The organism is Collimonas sp. GW821-FHT02H07, assembly GCF_059421505.1.
The window spans coordinates 38,590-56,071 of the sequence record NZ_JBWKVC010000009.1 but is presented as its reverse complement, the minus strand read 5'-3'; the positions used below and the strand labels follow the sequence as shown (position 1 = coordinate 56,071).

18 protein-coding genes are annotated in these 17,482 nt (G+C 61.9%); 7 read left to right on the top strand and 11 right to left on the bottom strand.

What is annotated here, in order from left to right:
* Window positions 1–54: 54 nt before the first annotated feature.
* The 3 genes from AC07V8_RS15180 to AC07V8_RS15170 form a co-directional block, all read right to left on the bottom strand.
* Complete coding sequence (locus AC07V8_RS15180) at window positions 55–1,305, bottom strand: CheR family methyltransferase (RefSeq protein WP_494679226.1); 1,251 nt, start codon at window positions 1,303–1,305, stop codon at window positions 55–57.
* Window positions 1,305–1,763 carry a chemotaxis protein CheW gene (locus AC07V8_RS15175; RefSeq protein ID WP_494679227.1) on the bottom strand — a complete coding sequence of 153 codons (459 nt, stop codon included), beginning with the start codon at window positions 1,761–1,763 and terminating at the stop codon, window positions 1,305–1,307. Before AC07V8_RS15175 ends, AC07V8_RS15180 begins: the two co-directional genes overlap by 1 nt.
* A 95-nt stretch (window positions 1,764–1,858) precedes the next feature.
* Entirely contained in the window at window positions 1,859–3,490 is a 1,632-nt protein-coding gene (locus AC07V8_RS15170; RefSeq protein WP_494679228.1) for a methyl-accepting chemotaxis protein, read from the bottom strand.
* Window positions 3,491–4,040: 550 nt separating this feature from the next.
* On the opposite strand from AC07V8_RS15170, the gene AC07V8_RS15165 reads away from it, so the two are divergent.
* The 5 genes from AC07V8_RS15165 to AC07V8_RS15145 all read left to right on the top strand — a co-directional run bounded on the left by AC07V8_RS15165 (window position 4,041) and on the right by AC07V8_RS15145 (window position 7,612).
* Complete coding sequence (locus tag AC07V8_RS15165) at window positions 4,041–5,177, top strand: methyltransferase (RefSeq protein WP_494679229.1); 1,137 nt, start codon at window positions 4,041–4,043, stop codon at window positions 5,175–5,177.
* 163 nt (window positions 5,178–5,340) lie between these two features.
* Window positions 5,341–5,757, top strand: coding sequence for an OsmC family protein (locus AC07V8_RS15160; RefSeq protein WP_494679230.1), 417 nt, complete (start codon window positions 5,341–5,343; stop codon window positions 5,755–5,757).
* Between the two features lie 35 nt (window positions 5,758–5,792).
* Window positions 5,793–6,344, top strand: coding sequence for an NADPH-dependent FMN reductase (locus AC07V8_RS15155; RefSeq protein ID WP_494679231.1), 552 nt, complete (start codon window positions 5,793–5,795; stop codon window positions 6,342–6,344).
* Window positions 6,345–6,356: 12 nt separating this feature from the next.
* Window positions 6,357–7,277, top strand: coding sequence for a DnaJ C-terminal domain-containing protein (locus AC07V8_RS15150; RefSeq protein ID WP_494679232.1), 921 nt, complete (start codon window positions 6,357–6,359; stop codon window positions 7,275–7,277).
* Between the two features lie 11 nt (window positions 7,278–7,288).
* The gene (locus AC07V8_RS15145; RefSeq protein WP_494679233.1) at window positions 7,289–7,612 is read left to right on the top strand and encodes a chaperone modulator CbpM; all 324 of its coding nucleotides are present in this window, start codon (window positions 7,289–7,291) and stop codon (window positions 7,610–7,612) included.
* A 26-nt stretch (window positions 7,613–7,638) separates the two neighbouring features.
* Here AC07V8_RS15145 and AC07V8_RS15140 read toward each other — a convergent pair whose 3' ends face one another.
* The 7 genes from AC07V8_RS15140 to AC07V8_RS15110 form a co-directional block, all read right to left on the bottom strand.
* Window positions 7,639–8,604 carry a 2-hydroxyacid dehydrogenase gene (locus AC07V8_RS15140; protein ID WP_494679272.1) on the bottom strand — a complete coding sequence of 322 codons (966 nt, stop codon included), beginning with the start codon at window positions 8,602–8,604 and terminating at the stop codon, window positions 7,639–7,641.
* A gap of 20 nt (window positions 8,605–8,624) precedes the next feature.
* A complete protein-coding gene (locus AC07V8_RS15135; protein ID WP_494679234.1) occupies window positions 8,625–9,902 on the bottom strand; it encodes an MFS transporter in 1,278 nt (425 codons plus the stop codon).
* 58 nt (window positions 9,903–9,960) lie between these two features.
* Window positions 9,961–10,926, bottom strand: coding sequence for a sugar kinase (locus AC07V8_RS15130; RefSeq protein ID WP_494679235.1), 966 nt, complete (start codon window positions 10,924–10,926; stop codon window positions 9,961–9,963).
* Complete coding sequence (locus tag AC07V8_RS15125) at window positions 10,917–11,738, bottom strand: sugar phosphate isomerase/epimerase family protein (protein ID WP_494679236.1); 822 nt, start codon at window positions 11,736–11,738, stop codon at window positions 10,917–10,919. The genes AC07V8_RS15130 and AC07V8_RS15125 overlap by 10 nt, the downstream gene beginning before the upstream one ends.
* Before the next feature lie 172 nt (window positions 11,739–11,910).
* The gene (locus tag AC07V8_RS15120; RefSeq protein ID WP_494679237.1) at window positions 11,911–12,960 is read right to left on the bottom strand and encodes a LacI family DNA-binding transcriptional regulator; all 1,050 of its coding nucleotides are present in this window, start codon (window positions 12,958–12,960) and stop codon (window positions 11,911–11,913) included.
* A gap of 212 nt (window positions 12,961–13,172) precedes the next feature.
* A complete protein-coding gene (locus AC07V8_RS15115; protein ID WP_494679238.1) occupies window positions 13,173–14,060 on the bottom strand; it encodes a GntR family transcriptional regulator in 888 nt (295 codons plus the stop codon).
* A 251-nt stretch (window positions 14,061–14,311) separates the two neighbouring features.
* Window positions 14,312–14,962, bottom strand: a complete 651-nt coding sequence (locus AC07V8_RS15110; RefSeq protein WP_494679239.1) for a YceI family protein — start codon at window positions 14,960–14,962, stop codon at window positions 14,312–14,314.
* Window positions 14,963–15,124: 162 nt separating this feature from the next.
* On the opposite strand from AC07V8_RS15110, the gene AC07V8_RS15105 reads away from it, so the two are divergent.
* Both AC07V8_RS15105 and arfB read left to right on the top strand, forming a co-directional pair.
* On the top strand, window positions 15,125–15,820 hold the full coding sequence (locus AC07V8_RS15105) for a glutathione S-transferase family protein (protein WP_494679240.1): 696 nt from the start codon (window positions 15,125–15,127) through the stop codon (window positions 15,818–15,820).
* A gap of 22 nt (window positions 15,821–15,842) precedes the next feature.
* A complete protein-coding gene (gene arfB, locus AC07V8_RS15100) occupies window positions 15,843–16,280 on the top strand; it encodes an alternative ribosome rescue aminoacyl-tRNA hydrolase ArfB (protein ID WP_199111012.1) in 438 nt (145 codons plus the stop codon).
* A 2-nt stretch (window positions 16,281–16,282) separates the two neighbouring features.
* Here the strand turns inward: arfB and AC07V8_RS15095 are convergent, their stop codons facing one another.
* Window positions 16,283–17,419 carry a metallophosphoesterase gene (locus AC07V8_RS15095; protein WP_494679241.1) on the bottom strand — a complete coding sequence of 379 codons (1,137 nt, stop codon included), beginning with the start codon at window positions 17,417–17,419 and terminating at the stop codon, window positions 16,283–16,285.
* Window positions 17,420–17,482: the final 63 nt, after the last annotated feature.

Below are 17,482 nucleotides of genomic sequence, written 5' to 3'. Positions count from 1 at the left end.
GGCGTCATGGAATGGCAGCTGTGCGGCGAGTAGGGTTTCAGGGCTGGGTTCATGTCAGGACGGATTGTTTTCGGTCGAGCGCCGTGCGCGCTGCTGCAGCAGCTTGGCGCCGGCGTGGTCGCCCATGGTTTGCAGCAGGGCTGCCAGGTGCGTCATGGCATCGGCGTGGCTCGGTTCCAGGTACAAGGCCTTGCGATAGCAGTCGGCGGCTGCCTGTTTGCGGTCCGCGGCGTCATGGATGACGGCCATCAGATAGTAAGCGGCGGCCGAAGCGCCGTGCTGCCGGATGAATTGTTCGCACAGGGCGGCGGCTGCGCTCAGCTTGCCTTGGTCAGCCAGCAGCTGCGCTGCCGCCAGGCTCACTGACGATTGCGGCTGGGCGGCGCTGCCGGCGGCTGGCCTTGCCTTGGCCTGGTCGGTCCGCGTCAGCGCTGTCCTGGGCGCCCGCACCGGCGTTTGCGGAACATAGGCGGCAGCGGGCGGTGCTGCCGTCCTGGCGACTTCCAATTTCGGCGCTCCTTGCCGGAAAGCGAAGGCCATCGGCGCCTTGATCGGCGTCAGTTCATGCTGCATCATCAAGGCGCTTTCAGCCGGGCCGACGAATACCAGGCCTTCTGGCGCGAGCCGCCGGATCAGGATGGTCACCGCCTGATGCTGGGTGGCGCGATCGAAATAGATCAGCAGATTGCGGCAAAAGACGATGTCGTACGGCGCTTGCCCGGCCAGCAGGTCGGCTGCGAACAGATTGCTTTGCGCGAACCGGACCTGCTGCCGCACCGTCTCGGACAGTGCATAGCCTTGTTCATTGAGCGCAAAGTAGCGGTCGCGGAAACTCAGGTAGTCGCCGCGGAACGAATTCTTGCCGTACACCGCCTGGCGCGCCACATGCAGCGATTGCGGGCTGATGTCGATCGCATCGATCTGGAAATGCTGCGGCGGCACGCCTGCATCCAGCAGGGCCATGGCGATCGAATACGGTTCTTCGCCGGTGGAGCAGGGCAGGCTGAGGATGCGCAGCGGCTGGCTGGCGCTGATCAGGCGCGGCCAGCGCTGCTGCAGCTGGACCATTTCCTGGAACGCTTCGCGATTGCGGAAGAACCAGGTCTCCGGCACGATCACCGATTCGATCAGCTGCAGCTGCTCGGGTTCAGACATCTGCAGCAGCAGCCAGTAGGCGTCAAGATCCGCCACGCCGCAGCTGCCCTGTCGCTCCTGCAAGGCGCGTTCGAGCATGGGCCGGCCTATGGATTGGATATCCAGGCCCATGGTGCGTTTCAGCATGGTTTCGAATTTTGCCAGCGGCATTATTTCTCCACGCCCGGAAACAATTGCGCGCGCACTTCCGGCGGCAGCAGATCCTGCACCTGCACCGACTGGATCAGGCCGCGCGCATCGTCCGTGACCGGCCCCAGATAGGGGGCATCGCCATGATCCAGGCCGCTGTCGCGAAATTCCGACGGGGCGCGGCGCATGATCTCGCTGGCTTTTTCCAGCACCAGGCCTAGCAGGCGGCTATCCGGTCCCGGCGCCGGATAGTGCACCAGCACGATGCGGGTGCTGAGGCGCTGCTGCGACGGCTTGCCGATCGCCAGCCGGCTCAGGTCGATGACCGGCACCGACTGGCCGCGATAAGTGAACACGCCAGCCACCCACGGCGCCGTCGCCGGCATCTGTTTCAGCTTGACCAGCGACAGCACTACCGCGACCTGGCGGGTATCCAGTGCGTAGTGGTCCTGGCCGATTTGGAACAATAAAAAAAGCATGTGGCTGGATATCTTTTCTTGGGTACGCGTGCACAAAATGACCATGGTCGTTCGCAGCCCGGGCCCGCACGAGATGAGCCCGGCCGCGTTCTGCTTCAGGCCGGTTTCAGCTTGAAACGCGATACGCCGTTGCGCAAGCCGTTCGCAGTCAGCGTCAATTCGTCGATCGCCTGGCTGGACTGCCGCAGCGATTCGACGCTTTGCTGGGCGGCTTCGCTCAATTGGCTCAGCGCCTGGCTGATCTGTTCGGCGCCGACTGCCTGCGCCTGCACGCCTTCATGCACAGACTGGAAGCGCGGCGTCAGCGCCTGCACCTGGTGGATGATCTGCGACAGCTGGGCGCCGACGTTCTGCACGTCGGCGATGCCGCGCCGGACTTCTTCGGAAAACTTGTCCATGCCCATCACGCCGGCCGAGACCGCCGACTGGATTTCCTTGACCATCTGCTCGATGTCGTAGGTGGCGACGGCGGTCTGGTCGGCCAGGCGGCGGATTTCGATCGCCACCACGGAAAATCCGCGGCCGTATTCGCCGGCTTTTTCCGCCTCGATGGCAGCGTTCAGCGACAGCAGGTTGGTTTGACCCGCTACCTTGGTGATGGTGGTGACCACCTGGTTGATGTTGCTGGCTTTCTCGTTGAGGATGGCCAGCTTGGCGTTGACCGAGCCGGCTGCATCCATCACGTGGTGCATGGTGTCTTCCATCTGCGTCAGGCCGGCCTGGCCGGCCCCGCCCAGGCGCGCGGCTTCTTCCGCGCCGGATGAAACTTCATTCATGGTGCTCACCAGTTCGCGCGAGGTCGAATAGATTTCGCGCGAGGTGGCGCCGATCTCGGTGGTGGTGGCGGCGGTTTCGTTGGCGGTGGCCTGCTGCTGCTTGGCGGTAGCGGCGATCTCGACCACCGAGGTGGTGACCTGGATCGCTGATTTCTGCGCCTGGCCCACCAGGCCGGTCAGTTCGTCCGACATGCGGTTGAGGCCGACTTCCAGCGCCTGGAATTCGTCGTGGCGATTCAGGTTGAGGCGTTGCGACAAGTCGCCTGAACGGATCACCTCCAGTGCCGCGACCAGTTCTTCCATCGGCCGCGTGATGGCGCGCAACAGGAAGAAGCCGCAAATCAACGCCACTATCAGGGCGATCGCCAGCGCTGCCAGCAGCGTGCTCTTGGCCACAACCACGGCAGTTTCGATCTTGTCGACTGAACGCACCTCGGACTGCTGGTTGAAGTCGCGCAATACGGTGGCGGCAGTGCGGCCGCGCTGCCAGGCCGGCTCCAGCTGTTCGATCAGCAGGCTGCGCGCCTGGGCGTTCTTCTGGGTATCGTCCAGCCGCAGCACTTCCGCCATCAGGCGGACGTATCCAACGCGCGCTTGCTTGAAGGCGTCGAAATTGAGCCGGTCCTGCGCTTCGAAAATGGTTTTCTCATAGTCGGCGACCAGCTTGTCCATTTTCTCGTTATCGGCGAGCAGTGTCGCCAGATCCCGCTTGCGCTGCTCCGGCTGGATGTCGACCGTAATCGACTGCAGCACCAGCAGATAGCTTTGGAACCAGGTTGAACGGATCCCCGTGCTCAGTTCCAGGCCGGGCATGGAGTCAGTCTGGAAGCTGTTGGTTTCGTGTTCGATCGCCTGGAGTTTCACGTAACTGATGCCGGCCATGAAGCCCATCAGCAGCAGGATCACGCCAAAACTGACCAGCATCCGTTGTCGAATAGTCCATTGCTTCACGTGTCATTACTCCTGTCGTTGATTGATGTTCGCCGCATTCTCTTTTTGCGGCCGGGAGAATGTCTGGAGATTGCTCATGTAACAACTGCGCCGAAATGCTATCTTTCTAAGCGGATACAATAAACCAGGCGGATCGAATGCGGGGGAAAATTCGGCGCCGGCGAGCCTAGGCAGCGCGGGATTATTGCAGGTTTTCAGCTGCAGGTTTGTGGCAGATTGTTAAATGATTCGGGTAACAGTTACTGTGTGTGGCGTTGGCTGCGCAATCTGTCAAATCGCCATGGAGTTAACATTTGGTTCCGGCAGCGATGACTGGGAAACGTTTTAAAACCGAAGGCCGGGCCGGATGCTCTGACATTCCGGCCGAAAGAAAAGATCAGGCGCCGCGGCCAGGAGGTATACTTGCGGGAAATATCTCGCCTGCTTCGTCAGGCGAGCCTGCAGATGATGTTTTGCAAACATCGCTCCCTGCCTCCCTCCTATGCACAGATCGAGATCTCCTCATGCACCAGAATTCCACCTTGCCAGCGTTGCCGTCGCTGCCCGCCGTATGACCGCCGCCGAACAGCCGTTGATCCACTGGATCGAGAACGATCAGGAATGCTCGGCGCACTGGCGCTCGGAAAGCGGCAATCCGGCGCCGAAGCGGGTGGTGATTGCGGACGACCGCATGACTGCCGACAGCGCCTACCGCCTTGCTTGCGAAGGCACCGGCATGCTGTGGCGCGGCGATTTCCAGAACGCCAGGCAGTTGCTGCAGGCGCTGGCGCGGCGAGCCGAACCCAAGCCCAAGAGGCGTCCCAAGCTGCCGGCCTCGCCGACCGACGCCTTCAACCTGCATCGCCAGGCGCAATCGCAGCGCGCCCGTACGCTCGGCATGCTGCTGCTGCCGTTCGAGGCGGACTACAGCATCCCCTTGCGGCGCGCGCCTGACGTGCAGCAGGCCTGCAACGAAGCGTACGGCGCGGCGAAGGAACCTTTCGTCGCTTCGCTGCGTGAGTTGCTGGGCCTGATCGGCGCCCACGAGTGGCGCAAGAAAGGCGTCGAGATCCCGGCGCTGGGCGAGCGCATCCATCCGCACTACGGGGTCTACTCTCCGGTGCGCGGCGAATACATCGCACTGGTGGCTGATGCGCCGCTGCCGTCCACCAAACTGGCTTTCGACATCGGCACCGGCACCGGCGTGCTGGCGGCCTTGCTGGCCAAGCGCGGCGTGGCCAAGATCGTGGCGACCGACATGGACCCGCGCGCGCTGTCCTGCGCCAAGGAAAACCTGCTGCGCCTGAACCTGGACGGCCAGGTGAAACTGGTGCAGGCCGATCTGTTTCCCGAGGGGCGGGCGCCGCTGGTGGTCTGCAATCCGCCGTGGATTCCGGCACGCCCCAGCTCGCCGATCGAACACGCTGTATATGATCCTGAAAGCCGCATGCTGCGCGGTTTCCTGAGCGGCCTGACGCAGCATCTGGAGCCAGGCGGCGAAGGCTGGCTGATCCTGTCCGACCTGGCCGAACACCTGGCGCTGCGCAGCCGCGCCGAGCTGCTGGCGGCAATCGCTGCAGCCGGGCTGAAAGTCGTGGGGAAAATCGACGTGCGGCCGCAGCACCCGAAGGTCTCCGATGCGTCCGACCCCTTGCATGCCGCGCGCGCCGCCGAGCTGACTTCCCTGTGGCGGCTGGCGGCGGCTTGAGCATGCCGCTTCGATAACCTGGTCTCAGCGGCGCCCGATGGACGGCGCCGTCTGATTCCTGCATCGCACTTATCCTCGTCCGCCAAAACGGCTATAGTCTCTATATCAAATCCGGCCATGCAATATGGCCCGTCCGGAAATCTGAAACTGATATGGAGAATGTATGGCGTCTGTTCACCTGCAAAGCGTTACCGGCTTTGCCCAGCAAATCCAGGCCAGGACGCATCAGTTGCAAGCCGACGAGCCGCTGGACAACGGCGGCACCGATAGCGGTCCCGCCCCTTATGAATTGCTGCTGGCCGGACTGGCTGCCTGCACTTCGCTGACTTTACGCATGTACGCCGACCGCAAGCAATGGGATCTGGGCCTGATCGATGTCCGCCTGCGCTTCTCGCGCGATGAGCAGGGCCAGGAAAAGATCGATCGCACCATCGCTTTCGGCGCCCAGCTGAGCGAGGCGCAGATCGCCAGGCTGGCTGAAATCTGCGAGAAGACGCCGGTCACCAAGACCATCCGCCAGGGCACGCCGATTGCCACCGTCTTGCAGCAGACCAGGCTTGATGCACCCACACCCAGCTAACCGTTTACGCCCAGCCAACCGTTGAGGAGAAGCACATGACGAAAATCGTCGGAGTAGCAGGAAGTTTGCGCAGCGGCTCGCTGAATGCCGCCTTGTTGCGGGCGGCGGTGGAGCTGATGCCGGCCGGCGCGACGCTGGAAATCGGCACCATCAAGGGTATCCCTTTGTATGACGGCGATCTTGAACAGGCGGAAGGAATCCCGGCGGCGGTAACGCTGCTGAAAGAGCAGATCGCGGTGGCCGACGCGCTACTGTTGGTGACGCCGGAATATAATAATTCCATGCCGGGCGTGTTCAAGAATGCGCTCGACTGGCTGTCGCGGCCGCCGGCCGACAGCGCCCGTATCTTCAACGGGCGGCGGGTGGCGGTGATCGGCGCCTCGCCGGGAGGCTTCGGCACTATCCTGTCGCAGAATGCCTGGCTGCCGGTGTTGCGCACGCTAGGCATGCAGCCCTGGTTTGGCGGCCGCCTGATGGTGTCGCGCGCCGGCAAGGCGTTCAATGAGAACGGCGAACTGGTGGATGAGCAGGTGCGCGACCAGTTGCGGGAATTCAATCGGAATTTCGTTGAGTTTTTGAAAAATTGAACGAAGGATGAAATGAAATTCAAAGACTACTACAGCGCCCTGGGCGTCGAGCGGACTGCTAGCGCGGCTGAAATCAAGCAAGCGTATCGCAAGCTGGCGCACAAATACCATCCGGACGTTTCCAAGGATCCGACCGGGGAAGAAAAATTCAAGGAAATCGCTGAAGCCTATTCGACCCTGAAGGATGCTGAGAAGCGCTCCGCCTATGACCAGCTGGGCAGCCACCAGCCTGGCGAAAACGTTGAGCCGCCGCATGCCTGGCAGCAGGGTTTCAGCGATGGCGGCGCCTCCTTCGGCGATGTCGACATGGCCGACATCCTGGCGGCTTTTGCGGCATCGCGCCAGGGCGGCCGGCCGCGCCCGAGCAGGGGCGAGGACTACGAAGTCAACACGCCCATCACGCTGGAGCAGATTTACGAAGGCGGCGAAACCGATGTCCGGCTGAGCATGCCGGAGTACGACGAACACGGCAAATTGCACCGGGTGCCGCGCACCTTCCGGGTGCGCATTCCGAAAGGCGCGGAAGACGGCCAGCGCCTGCGTTTGTCAGGCAAGGGCGGGCAGGGCAGCGACGGCGGCAAGCACGGCGACCTGTATGTGATGATGAAGCTGATCCCGCACCCGCTGTACCGGGTCACCGGCAAGGACCTGTATTTCGATTTGCCGCTGGCGCCGTGGGAAGCGGTGCTGGGGGCGGTGGTCCAGGTGCCTACCCTGGGCGGCAAGGTGGAACTGAACATCCCCGCAGGCACCGCCGCCAACCGCCAGTTCCGGCTGGCCAAGCGCGGGCTGCCGTCCGCCAATGGCGAACAGGGCAATCTGTATGCGGTGGTCAGGATAGAAGTGCCGAAGGCCCCTACGGCGCGCGAGCGCGAACTGTTTGAGCAACTCGCCGCGGAATCGGCTTTCGACCCACGTCAGCATTTGCATTGAGGAGAGCGGGAATGACTAGTCTGTTGGTAGAAGCGGTCTGGCTGAACGACGCCGATGCCTGCTCGCTGGACGAGCTGGCCGAGTATTCCGGACTCAGCCATGCCGAGCTGGCGGAGCTGGTGGCGCTGGGCGCCATCGAGCCGGACCGCGACCCGGCGGCCGGATATGTATTCCGGTCGCAGACCATTGTGGTGGCCAGGACCGCGCGCCGCCTGCGCGACGATTTTGAGCTCGACACCCAGGGCCTGGCGATGGCGCTTAACCTGCTGCAACGGATCCAGGCGCTGGAAGCGCGGCTGGCAGCGGCGGACGCCCGTTTGCCGCATCCGGTCTGAGCGTTAGTGCCAGCCTATGGGCCTTCTCAGGCCCGATTCGCCACGTTCGGCGTCGGTTTTCCGCTTAATGCATCCAGCAGGTTCTGCGCCGCGCACAGCGCCATGCGCTGGCGCGTTTCATGCGTGGCGGAGCCGATATGCGGCAGCGCGACCACATTCGGCAAGCTCAGCAAGCGTGAATCCGCGGGCAGCGGTTCGCGCTCGAACACATCCAGTCCGGCGGCGCGCAGGCGGCCGCTTTCCAGCGCCTCGATCAGCGCTGTTTCATCGATGATGCTGCCGCGCGAGATATTCACGAGAATCGCGCTGGAACGCATTTGCGCCAGCTCAGCCTTGCCTATCATGCCGCGGGTCTGCGGCGTCAGCGGCGCCGTGATGCAGATGAAGTCGGCATTCTGCAACAACTGGCCGAGCGGACAGAAGCGCGCCGCATAGGCGGCTTCAGCGGCAGGATCGGGGCTGCGGTTGTTGTATAAAACCTGCATGCCGAAACCCAGCGACGCGCGCCGGGCAATGGCGCCGCCGATGCGGCCCATGCCGACGATGCCCAGGGTTTTGCCCTGGACATCGGTGCCGAAGCAATCTTCGCCTATGCTGTGGGTCCAGCGCCCTTGCTTCACGTAGTCGGCCATTTCCACTACCCGCCTGGCGGCGGCCAGTATCAGCGCAAAGCCGGTATCCGCCGTGGTCTCCGTCAAGACATCGGGCGTGTTCAGCAGCACGATGCCGCGCCGTCGCAGGTCGGCCGGGTCGAACTGGTCGACGCCGACGGAAATGGTCGAGATCGCCTTTAGCTGCGGCGCGTGGTCGAGGATTTCGGCATCGATCTTGAGGCTGGCGCCGATCAGGCCGACGGCATCCTTGACGGCCGCCATGAAGGCGGCACGGTTGCCGGCGTCGACGCCGTCGAATTGCACCACTTGGTAGTCCTGCCGCAGCATCGCCAATACATCGTCGGCGACCTTTTTGTAGAGTACGATTTTCGCTTGCATCATTGTTCCTGATCGATTGCTCATTGCGTGACCGGCTGCGCCAGCGGCAGGGCTTGCGCTTCCGGCTTGACTGAAATGGTCAGCACCACCGCAGCGAGCAAGCCGCCGGCCATGAACAGATAAGAGGCGAACGGGCTGCCGGTAGCGCCGTTCAGGTAGCCGACCACGTAGGAGCCGAGGAAAGAACCGAGCGCGCCCATGCTGTTGATCAGCGCCATGGCGCCGCCGGCGACATTCTTCGGCAGCAGCTCGGGAACGATGGCGAAGAACGGTCCGTAAGGGGCGTACATGGCGGCGCCGGCAATCACCAGCAAACTGTAGGACAGCCAGAAATTGCTGCTGCCCAGCAGGTAGGAACCGAGGAATGCCAGGGCGGCTATCAGCAGCGCCGGCCAGACAAACAACTTGCGGTTCTGCATCTTGTCGGAAGCCCAGGATGTCAGCAGCATGGCGATCACCGCCGCCAGGTAGGGCAGGGAAGAGAGCCAGCCGGTTTCCACCATGCTGATGTTGGCGGCGTTCTTCAGGATGGACGGCAGCCACAGCACGAAGCCGTAGACGCCGATGCTCCAGCAAAAATACTGCGCGCACAGCTTGATCACCGCCGGCGACTTGAAGGCTTCGGCATAGTTGCGCATCGGCTTCATGCCGGCCTGCTCCAGATCAAGCGCCGCCTTGAGGTCTGCCTTTTCCTGCGGCTTCAGCCAGGTCGATTCAGCCGGCTTGTCCTGCACCACGAACCACCAGATGCAGGCCCACACAATCGCCGGCGCCCCTTCGGCGATCATCATGTGACGCCAGCCGAAGCTGTTGACCAGGTAGCCGGACAGCACCGACATCCACAGCACCGTGACCGGATTGCCCAGGATCAGGAAGGTGTTGGCGCGCGAGCGTTCGGTCTTGGTAAACCAGTTGCTGATGTAGATCAGCATGGCCGGCATCACCGCCGCTTCCACCACGCCCAGCGAAAAGCGGATCACCATCAGCATCGGGATATTGCTGATCACGCCGGTCAGGGCGGCGCAGCTGCCCCACAGCACCAGGCTCCAGAAGATCATCTTCTTGACGCTGCGCCGCTCCGCATAGATGGCGCCGGGGATCTGGAAGAAGAAATAGCCGAGGAAGAACAGGGCGCCGATCAGCGACGAAGTGCTTTGCGTGATGCCGAGATCGTGGTTGATGCCGGCAGCGCTGGCGAAGCCGAAATTGGCGCGGTCCAGGTAAGCCAGGCTGTAAGTGATGAAGACGATGGGAATGATGAACCACCACCGCCGCATCGCCAGTTTTCTTGTTTCCATTGCTTGTCTCCTCGTTTTGATGATCCGCTCTTCAGGTCTGCTGCCAGCCTGTTGTTTTTTAGCGGTGTTGTTTTAGTGGACCGTTACAGTCCACTAGCTGTTTTCGTGTCGGCAATCCCTCGCTGTCGCCGCTGACCTGGATCGCCATCGCGCCGATCAGGTTGCCGCGGGTTGCCGCAAAATGCGCGTCGCGTCCCTCCAGCAAGGCACTGATGACGCCGACGGCAAAGCCGTCGCCGGCGCCCACGGTGTCGACCACCTTGGCGACCGGCGCGGCAGGGATGGTGGCTTCCAGGCGCGCCGTGCGCAGGTAGGCGCCGGCGCTGCCGAGCTTGACGATGACGCCGCTGGCGCCGCGTGCAAGGTAGAAGCCAGCGATGTCATGCGGGCTGGCCAGGCCGGTCAGGATGCGGCCTTCTTCCAGGCCCGGCAGCACCCAGTCGGCATAGGAGGCCAGTGCATTGAGCCGGTCCGCCATGATTTCCCGCGAACGCCACAGGGTGGGGCGCAGATTGGGATCGAAGCTGATGCTTTTGCCGGCGGCGCGCATCTCGCCGGCGATGTGGAAGGCCAGTTCCAGCGACGAGGCGGAAATGGCCGGCGCTACGCCGGACAAATGCAGATGGCGCGCCGCCTGGAAGTATTCCGAGCGGTAGTCGGCGATCGACAGCTGGCTGGCGGCGGATCCTTGGCGGAAGTATTCGATTTCCGGGTCGCTGCCGTCGTCGTTGCGCGATTTGAGCTGAAATGCAGTGGGATAGCGTTCATCGATGGTGACGGCTGCGCTGTCGATGCCCTCGCTGGCTAGGGTCTCCAGCACGAAGCGGCCGAAGGAATCGCGCCCGACCCGGCTCACCCAGCCGACCCGGAATCCCAGCCGCGCCAGGCCGGTGGCGACATTCAGCTCCGCTCCCGCGGCACGCTTGACAAAGCTTTTTGCCTTGGCCAGATCGCCGCTTTCGCTGGCGACAAACATCGCCATGGCTTCGCCGTAGGTGACGACGTCAAGGGATTTTACTGGCATGTGCTTGCTCCGCAAGAAAGGGATGCCGCCGCCGCACGCAGTTGCCGGACATGGTGCGCCTGGACTGCCGGATCGGCGGGCAGGGGATATTCGATTGCGCGCGGCAGGGCGCCGGGAAGCCGGCTCAGGCAAGCGCGCCAGTCGATGCTGCCTTCGTCAAGCGCTACCGCAAAGCGCCGCATGCCGCTGCCTTGCACGTCCTTGCAATGAATATAGCGCACGTGCGGCGCCAGCGCCTGGACTGCAGCGACAGGATCCTCGCCGGCCCAGCGCCAGTTGCCGATATCGAAAGTCATTGCCACCGCGATGGCCGGGGAGTTGGCGCTGCAGGCAGCAAAAAAACTGGCGAATTCGTTTATGCGGCAACCGCTTTTCTGCTGGCCGTTTTCCAGCAACAGCGTTACCGGCGATTGATTGAGCGTGCACTGCAGGGCAGCCGCGTCGACGCGGCCGGCATAATCGTGCATTTGCAGCTTGAGCGTGGCAGCGCCGAGGATTTCCGCTTCATGTAGACGCGACGCCAATAGCGTCAGATCGAGCTCGCCGCCTGGGCGGAACAGGGATTCCGGCGCGGAATACAGCGCTTGCAAGCCATGCGCGCCAAAGAGGTTTTTTAAACCGGCAAGCTGCAGCGCGATTTCCGCCTCCGAGCCGAGGAACAGTTCGCGGCGGACTTCGAGTCCGTCGGCGCCGGCATTTGCCGCCAGCGGCAGGATCGCCGCATGGCCTTGTTTCTGCACAAAATCGACACCATAGGCGGACGCCACGATGAAGATGCCTGACGGTGGTTGGGTTGATTGCGTTGCTTGCAAATCTGTCTCCTGGATAACGTTCTGCTTCGCATTTCTGGGATGCGATTATGTTATGGAACCGGTTCCATAAAAGATTTAAAAATTTGCCCGATGCGCAATGTCAGGCAGTTGGGCGGTATTTGTGAAGCTATTTATGGAACCGGTTCCAAAGTAATCCATAAAAAATCGGCCGTCAAGCCTCCGTTACACTTTTCAGCAGGGTGGAGCCGCGTATCTTCAATTCGCCCGGAAAGGCTTGCATGCGCGCCGGGCTGGCGATGCCGTCGATGCGCTGCACCAGAAAGTCCAGCGCGGCATGGCCGATGTCGAAAGTCGGCTGGCGAATGCCGGTGATGCCGCTGCCGGCCAGCGCCGCCCAGCTGGGGTCGTCAAAACCCAGCAAGCCGATATCCTCGGGCCAGCGCGCGCCAAGCTGCTGCAGGCCGAGCGCCACGTTCAGCAGCATGCGGCCGTTGCCGGCAAAAATCGCGGTGCGCTTCTTGCTTTTCAAGGCTTTCTGCAGGGCACGGGCAAGGCCGGCGGTGTCCGCCATGTCGAGTTCCGAGGTGGTGGCCGAATAGCCCTTGCCGGCTGCCGCCACCACCTGGCGCAGCGCCTGCTCGCGCTCGCTGCGGCTGCTGATCTGGCCGATCGGTTCGGTAAAAAAATGAATCGATTGAAATCCCTGCTGCAGCAAGTGCTGTGTCGCCAGGGTGGCGGCTTGCAGGTTGTCCAGGCCGACCATGTCGCACTGCAGGCGGACGGCGCGGCGGTCAATGATGACCAGCGGCAGGCCGGTGTTGCTGATGGATGCCAGGTCTTCCTCCGGCAAGCCGATCGGATTGATCACCAGGCCTTCGACACGGTAGTTGGTCAGCAAATCCAGGTAGCGCTTTTCCAGCTCCAGCTGGTTGTCCGAATTGCACACCATCAGCATGAATCCCCGTTTTTGACAGGCCGCTTCGACGCCGCGCATGACCTCGACCGAGTAGGGGTTGCTGATGTCGGCGACCACCATGCCGACCATGCGCGTGCGGCCGCGCTTGAGTCCGCGCGCCATCTGGTTGGGGCGGAAGCCGAGCGTGCTGATGGCCTGCTGGATGCGTAGCCGCAATGCGTCGGAAAGGCTGTCGAATTCGCCGTTGAGGTAGCGCGAAACGCTGGTTTTACCTACTTTGGCTTCGCGCGCAACATCGGTGATGGTTGGCGTGCGCAGCGTATCGGGGTTGGGCGTAGGGGGCATGGGCGAGCCAGTCAAAATGGTGGGTCAGGAAATGCGTTCCTGCGCATTATTCCATGCCTGTCTTCTGGCGGAGCAGAATCTTTGCGGGCCGCTCAGTCAATGGCAGGTCCGCCACGGGCTGCGTTGCGTTGCAATGGAATGCCTTTCAGGTAGCCGGTCTGGTCCGCAAGGCAATCGCCCTCGTCGGTTCTTTTACGTCTATAAATGCACCGTTATTTCATGTCCCGAGCGACGGTTAAATGACGCCGCATCAAGGCGGATGCCCATTCCCTGTTGTCGTTTTCCAGCGCTTCGATGATTTGCAAATGCTCTTTGCAGGAATCGATCTGGCGCGGCGCCCGGTAATGCGCGATACGGTCATCGAGCCGCCTTAACTGGTTTTGCTGCTGTATTGCCTGAAGCAGGAAGCGATTGTTGGAGAAGCGGGCCAGCATTTCGTGAAACGCTGCATTGACGGCAAAAAAGGCGGTGGCGGAATCATCGGCTTCCGCCTGGTGCAGCAGCTTCTCATGCGCCAGGCGGCTGTTCCGCAACTGCTCGGCATCGGCCTTGAAACTGTTTTCCAGCAGGCCGGCGCATTCCACGGCGATACGGAACTGATAGCTCTCGCTCATCAGTTCTTGCGTGCTGACGATGGGCGGGAAGCTCCAGCCCTGGCCGCGCCTTTTCTCGATCAGGCCATCTGCCGCCATGCGCACCAGCGTCCCTCTGAGCAGGCTGCGCGACACCGCGTATTGCTCCAGGAAGTCGGTTTCCGTCATGGTGTCGGCCAGCAGATTGTGCCGGCGGTCGCGGATCATCTGCTGGTACAGGGCGTCGCCGCTGACGCCGGCGACAAGCCGGTCCGGGACCGGTTTCGGACTGATGCCGGTGCTGACGAAATAACCGCTGTTGACGTGGTAATCCAGCAATTCCTGCTGCGCCACCAGACGCAGTGCGGCTTTGATCGGCGTGCGGGAGACGTCGAAATGGCTGGCCAGGCTCTCTTCGGTCAGGTGGGTTCCGGCCGGGAATTCACCAGCAGCGATTTGCTGGATCAAGCGATTGGCCAGATCGAGTTGCAATGGACTGGGGCGGCTGGGGTATGTGGGTTTGCGCATTCTCTCGCCGCAGAGTAGTTGATAAAAATATATTTCAATGAATGTTAATTGATTAATATCATATGAGTAAACCTCTCGGCAAGTGACAAAGGCGGGTGGTTGGAATAAGGGGTTTCTTAAAAATATCCTTTTATTGAATTTATAAAAATATCAATACAACATGAAGAACTTGTCTGTTGGTTAATTTTTTTGAGCGAGATGCGCGTGAGCATTCGTCAAGCAGATATCGACTGCGCCGGCCAGGGGGCGTTTCAATATTCCTTGATCGCTTCTACGCTGATGTGCAGCGTGACGGCATCGCTGACAAACGGCACATAGCGTCCCAGTTTGTAGTCGCTGCGCAGGATATTGGCGGAGCCGTTGGCGCCGCAGGCTTGCTTGCCATAGATAAGCATGAAGCGGCAGTTGAAATTGCTGATCTGCAGCGTGACGGGATGGCTGATGCCCTTGATGGTCAGGTCGCCGTCTACCTGCGTCAGCTGCGGTCCTTCAAAGTGCAGGGCGGAAGATTTGAAGCTGATCTTCGGATAATTGGCGCTGTCGAAGAATTCGCCGGAACGCATGATCTGGTTGAAGCCGTCGCTGCCGGTGCTGACCGATGCAGCGTCGATGTCGATTTCGATGCTGCCGCTCTGGCTGTCGCGGTCAAGCTCGATCGTGCCGGTAGTGATATCGAAGCGGCTGCGCTGCATCGACAAGCCCCAGTGGCTGTACTCGAAGTAGGTATAAGTGTGTTCGCTATCGATCTGATAGCGTTCGGCGGCGCTGCTGGCGTTGCCGCCAAGCGCCAGCAGCAATAGCGCAGCGCGCAGCAGCAAGCTGGCTGTCCTTGTCGCTGCATGGGGACTGGTGCTGAATGGTTTCATCTTCTTGGGTAAATGGGCGGCTGCAATAGCCATCATGCCTTAGCCGGCATGGTTATGCCATAGCCGCACGGGTATTCTTTCCTGGAAACATATAAAATCCCATTCCGCACTGTCATGCAAGCTCGCCTGCATGCCAGTCGGATCCCGTGCACCTATTTACGTTTAACCATAACAATTCAAAACGGAGTGTTTGCCACCATGTATGAGCTGTATATCGCCAATAAAAATTATTCGTCGTGGTCATTGCGTCCATGGGTGCTGATGCGTGCTCTGGGGCTGGGATTCAAGGAACACCTGGTGCCGTTTTCCGACGATGGCATTGGCGCCAACTGGGACGCCTTCCGCAGTTTTTCACCGACCGGCAAAGTGCCGGCCCTGAAAGACGGCGCAACCGCGGTCTGGGATTCGCTGGCCATAGTCGAATACCTGGCCGAGCGCCATGCCGGCGTCTGGCCAGCCGATGCGCAAGCCAGGACCTGGGCCCGTTGCGCCGCCGCCGAGATGCATTCCGGCTTTGGCGCCTTGCGCGAATACTGCACCATGAACTGCGGCATCCGGGTCAGGCTGGCGCAGGTGCCTGCGGCGTTGGCGCGCGATATTGCCCGGCTGGATGAATTGTGGAGCGAGGGTCTGCAGCGCTTCGGCGGTCCCTTCCTGGCCGGCGCCGGCTTCAGCGCCGTCGATGCGTTCTTTGCACCGGTCGCCTTCCGGGTGCAGACTTACGGCTTGCAACTGAGCCCGGCGGCGCAAGCCTACGCCGCGCAATTGCTGAACCTGCCGGCCATGCAGCAATGGCAGGCGGAGGCCCTGACCGAAACCTGGCGCGAGCCGGGCCATGAAGCGGAAGCCGCGGCGGCTGGCAGCTTGCTGGAGGATCTGCGCAGCCAGGGGTGACATTGCCCCTATAATGATGCGCATGTTTCCTCCTAACGACGACAAGCTGCTGCGCATTACCGACTCGCTCGCCATCCCGCTGAGCGAGATCGAGATCAGCGCCGTCCGCGCCCAGGGGCCGGGCGGCCAGAATGTCAACAAGGTGTCTTCCGCCATCCATCTGCGTTTCGATATCCCGGCATCGTCGCTCTCCGAGTTCTACAAGGAAAAGCTGCTGGCCCTGAACGACCAGCGCATCACCAAGGACGGCGTGCTGATCCTCAAGGCGCAGCAATCGCGCAGCCAGGAAAAGAACAAGAGCGAGGCCATGCTCAGGCTGCAGGAACTGTTGCTGAGCGTGACCGTGATCCAGAAAAAAAGGCGGCCCACCGCGCCCAGCCGCAGTTCTCAGCTGAAGCGCGTCGACAGCAAGACGCGGCGCGGCAAGGATAAAGCCATGCGTGGCAAGGTTGTGCTTTAGTTTTACGCCAGGACCAGCCGCAGGCGGGTAATTTCAGATGGTGCGAAAAGACGCTTGGGCGGCCCCCAGTAGCCGGTGCCGCGGCTGGTGTACACCCACAGATTGCGCAAGCGGTTCAAGCCTGCCGTGTACGGTTGCTGCAAAGGCACGAACAGGTTCCAGGGAAAGAACTGGCCGCCATGGGTATGGCCGGACAGCTGCAGATCGAAGCCGGCGTCGGCCGCCGCCGTGGCGGAGCGTGGCTGGTGCGCCAGCAGCAGCTTGACGGCGACATGCTGCGGACTTCCTGCCAGCGCCGCGCGCGGATCGCTGCGCTCGGCTTCATCGAAATGGTGGGCGCTATAGTCGGTAACCCCGGCCACCAGCAACGAAGCCCCCTGATGCTTGAGGACCACGTGCTCGTTCATCAAGACCGTCAATCCCAACCGGCGCACCTCGGCCACCCATTCCGGCGCGTTCGAGTAATACTCATGATTGCCGGTGACAAAATAAGTTCCGTGGCGCGATTGCAAGTTGGCCAGCGGCGCTGTGTGCGGCGCCAGTTCCTGCACGCTGCCATCCACCAGGTCGCCGGTAATGGCGATCAGGTCCGCTTTCAGGCTGTTGACCTTGTTGACGATGGCATCCAGGTAGCCGCGCTTGATGGTCGGGCCGACATGGATATCGCTGATCTGCGCGATGGTGAAGCCTTGCAAGGCGGGCGGCAGGCCGCTAATGGGGATATCGATGTCCACCACGGCGGCCAGCCGGCGCGCATTGACATAGCCGACCAGGCTGGAAACCGTGGCAAGCAGCAATACCGCCAGCGCAGTCCAGGCCGGCAGGCGCGCATCGTGCAGGCCGAACCAGGGCAATGCCAGCAAGCACAGTTCGCGCAGCAGGGTGCTGACCAGCAGCGATGAAAATACGCCCATGGCCAGCATGCCGGCCCATGCCAGCCGGTCGGACAGCGGTTGCCGTTTGATGACGCGGCCCAGCATGCCGGCCGGAATCAGCAAGAACGATAACAGCAGCCACAGACCGAGCAGGGTTTGCAGCAGAGGCATTGCGGCCAGCGAGGGCATCAGCAGCCAGCCGATCAGGGCGTGCAAGCCGCCCAGCAAAAACAGGACGATCAAGATAGCGGAGCGGGATGGCATGTGGAAACCCGTGAAAAGAGAGTCGGAGTGTGATTGGCGGCAAAGCGGGCGCCGCGCTTCTTA